The sequence below is a fragment of the Shigella sp. FJ200513 genome, from assembly GCF_040495915.1.
Classification (GTDB): Bacteria; Pseudomonadota; Gammaproteobacteria; order Enterobacterales; family Enterobacteriaceae; genus ECMA0423.
Window position 1 is genome coordinate 1 of the sequence record NZ_JBDYCV010000195.1, and the last position, 3,100, is coordinate 3,100.

3 protein-coding genes and 1 pseudogene are annotated in these 3,100 nt (G+C 49.8%); 1 reads left to right on the top strand and 3 read right to left on the bottom strand.

The genetic code is table 11. From position 1 onward, the window contains the following. The first annotated feature begins 211 nt into the window (after nucleotides 1-211). Nucleotides 212-1,126 (top strand): bestrophin family protein, encoded by a 915-nt coding sequence (locus ABZJ92_RS21185; protein WP_005050130.1) that lies wholly within the window; start codon nucleotides 212-214, stop codon nucleotides 1,124-1,126. A 3-nt stretch (nucleotides 1,127-1,129) separates the two neighbouring features. Here the strand turns inward: ABZJ92_RS21185 and tam are convergent, their stop codons facing one another. From tam to lsrF, 3 genes and pseudogenes are all read right to left on the bottom strand, one after another. Continuing rightward, entirely contained in the window at nucleotides 1,130-1,888 is a 759-nt protein-coding gene (tam, locus tag ABZJ92_RS21190; protein WP_001286595.1) for a trans-aconitate 2-methyltransferase, read from the bottom strand. A gap of 39 nt (nucleotides 1,889-1,927) precedes the next feature. After that, nucleotides 1,928-2,218, bottom strand: coding sequence for a (4S)-4-hydroxy-5-phosphonooxypentane-2,3-dione isomerase (gene lsrG, locus ABZJ92_RS21195; protein ID WP_000558531.1), 291 nt, complete (start codon nucleotides 2,216-2,218; stop codon nucleotides 1,928-1,930). Between the two features lie 23 nt (nucleotides 2,219-2,241). Next, nucleotides 2,242-3,024, bottom strand: a pseudogene (lsrF, locus tag ABZJ92_RS21200) (3-hydroxy-5-phosphonooxypentane-2,4-dione thiolase); the annotation flags it as partial. Nucleotides 3,025-3,100 lie beyond the last annotated feature (76 nt).

Here is a 3,100-nt window from a genome sequence, read left to right on the forward strand (position 1 = left end):
CGGGTCAACATAAGAGGATGAGTCCTTAATAAAACAGGTCCTCAGAGCATACATATTCTGCGGAGCGTGCGGCAACACCAGGACGAACAGGGGCAGTTTTCAATTTGCAGCCGTCAGGCTGCCGTGGTTCTAGGTAATTTGTAAGTAGCGTCTTGAGAATGTGATCGTAATCACGTTTAATAGGGCGACTTTTCCACGCCTGAAGATAACCATGATTGTTCGTCCACAACAACACTGGCTGCGCCGTATTTTTGTCTGGCACGGCTCAGTATTATCCAAGATATCCTCGCGCTTACTACTCAATTTTCTCTTTTCTATTGCTGTTATATTCATGCTGCCCTGGTACACGCATCTGGGCATCAAATTCACCCTCGCACCGTTCAGCATTCTCGGTGTCGCCATCGCCATTTTTCTTGGTTTTCGTAATAATGCCGGGTACGCCCGTTACGTTGAAGCGCGAAAACTTTGGGGGCAGTTGATGATTGCCTCACGGTCGTTACTGCGAGAGGTAAAAACGACATTGCCGGATTCGGCAAGTGTAAGGGAGTTTGCCAGGCTGCAAATCGCCTTCGCCCACTGTTTACGCATGACATTACGCAAACAGCCACAGGCGGAAGTGCTGGCTCATTATCTCAAGACTGGAGATCTTCAGCGTGTACTGGCTTCGAACTCTCCAGCTAACCGTATCTTGTTAATAATGGGAGAATGGTTGGCGGTTCAGCGCCGCAATGGACAGCTTTCAGATATCCTGTTTATTAGCCTCAACGATCGGCTTAATGATATTTCAGCGGTTCTGGCAGGCTGTGAGCGCATTGCCTACACGCCAATTCCCTTTGCCTACACCCTGATTTTGCATCGTACCGTTTATCTGTTTTGTATCATGCTGCCGTTCGCGCTGGTCGTGGACCTGCATTACATGACGCCTTTTATCTCTGTGCTGATTTCCTACACTTTTATTTCGCTGGATTGTCTGGCGGAAGAACTGGAAGATCCGTTCGGTACTGAAAACAATGATTTACCGCTGGATGCCATCTGCAACGCTATTGAAATTGACCTGTTACAGATGAACGATGAAGCAGAAATTCCAGCAAAAATTCTTCCCGATCGTCATTACCAGCTGACGTGATAATTACTCCGTACGGCGGGCAACAATAAACAGACGCGGAAATGCCAGCAGTATCTGTCCGTTCTCTTGCAGTGGATACTGCTCTTCCAGCATCTGATGGTAGCGCGTAAGAAAAAGCTGCTGTTCGCTCTCGGTCAGATCCTGTAACCACGGACGTAATCCAGTGGCGGTCACCCAATCGATAATCGCCTGGTGCGACGGCATCTGGTGATAGTAAGTGGTTCGCCAGATATCGACCTCACATCCGGCTTCGCTCAAAATATCGTAGTAAGCATGAACGCCAGCCAACGGCTCACGCCCGCGATCCGGGTAGTTTTGTTCCCAAGCAACTTCGCGCATGAGCACATGGGTCGGCTCCAGCCAGTTATCTGGCATCTGTACTGCCAGCACGCCCTGCGGATTAAGTAAAGAAACCAAGTGAGGAAACAATTCGTAGTGGTCGGGCAGCCATTGCAGTGAGGCATTAGCAAAAATCAGATCGAGTGCCTGTTCCGGTTGCCAGTTGCGGATGTCTGCTTCCACGAACTGGCAGTCTGGCAAAGCACTGCGCGCTTCAGCAATCATCGCCGGAGACGAGTCGATGCCTGTTATCCTGGCCGCAGGCCAACGTTGATGCAGCAGGGCGGTGCTGTTACCTGGGCCACAGCCAAGATCGGCAACATATTCGACATTCTCCAGCGGCACTCTGGCAAGCAGCTCCACCGCCGGACGCGATCGTTCAGCGGAAAAGTGCAGATATAAAGAGGGGTTCCAGTCAGACATTTTTTTTACTCCCGTCAGCGCGTTACCCCAATTGTAGCCTCACGGCATCAACCCATTGAACAGACGTTTTTTACGCGGCCCGGTCATTAAAGATTCCAGTTTCGCGACACAGGTTTTGTAGTGAGGCGTGGTTTTATGGAATGCCACTGTGTCTTCATCTTTATAGGCTTCGTAAATATAAAAGCGCGAATTCACTTCCGGGTCCTGTAAGACATCGAAGCGCAAATTACCTTCTTCCTGTACAGAGCCCAGGTGGTTCTGGCGAAAAACTTCGATAAACTCGTCAACCTTGTCTTCATGAACGTTAATTTCAACCAGTGTGACGTGCATAATTCTTCTCCTTAAATCCGCAGTTACTGTTTTTCACTCAGATAGAGTTCATATGCCCGATCAGCCGTTTCGTTATGGTGAACCACCGCCTGTACGGCTTTCATCATCGCCACCGGATGGTCAGACTGGAAAATATTACGCCCCATATCCACACCAGAAGCGCCCTGATCGATAGCCTGCCAGCACATTTCCAGCGTCTCGCGCTCCGGTAATTTTTTACCGCCAGCAATAACAATGGGTACCGGACATCCGGCAACAATCCGTTCAAAACCTTTTTCGACATAATAGGTTTTGATAATTTGCGCCCCCATTTCAGCGGCGATTCGAGTCGCGAGCGAGAAATAACGCTGATCGCGCACCATATCTTTGCCCACGCCAGTCACGGCCATGGTCGGCATTCCCACTTTCATTCCGGCATCGACCAGCTGAATAATATTTTTGATCGACTGATGTTCATATTCGCTGCCGATATAAACCTGCGCCGCCACCGCGCAACTGTTCAGGCGCACGGCATCATCCATCGATAACGCCACGGCTTCATTACTTAATTCCGCCAGAATAGAGTTCGCACCTGACGCCCGCAGTACCACCGGCTTATTGGTCGCCGGGGGAACTACGCTGCGCAAAATGCCGCGCGTACACATTAATACATCGGCATGTTCAAACAGCGGGGCGATATTTATATCAATGCGTTCAAGTCCGATAGTCGGCCCCTGAAAATAACCATGGTCAAAGGCCAGCATCACAGTTTTACCCGTTTTCGGATTAAATATCCACGATAAGCGTGACTGCATTCCCCAATCCAGCTGGATTTGCCCCTATATTTCCAGACATCTGTTATCACTTAACCCATTACAAGCCCGCTGCCGCAGATATTCCCGT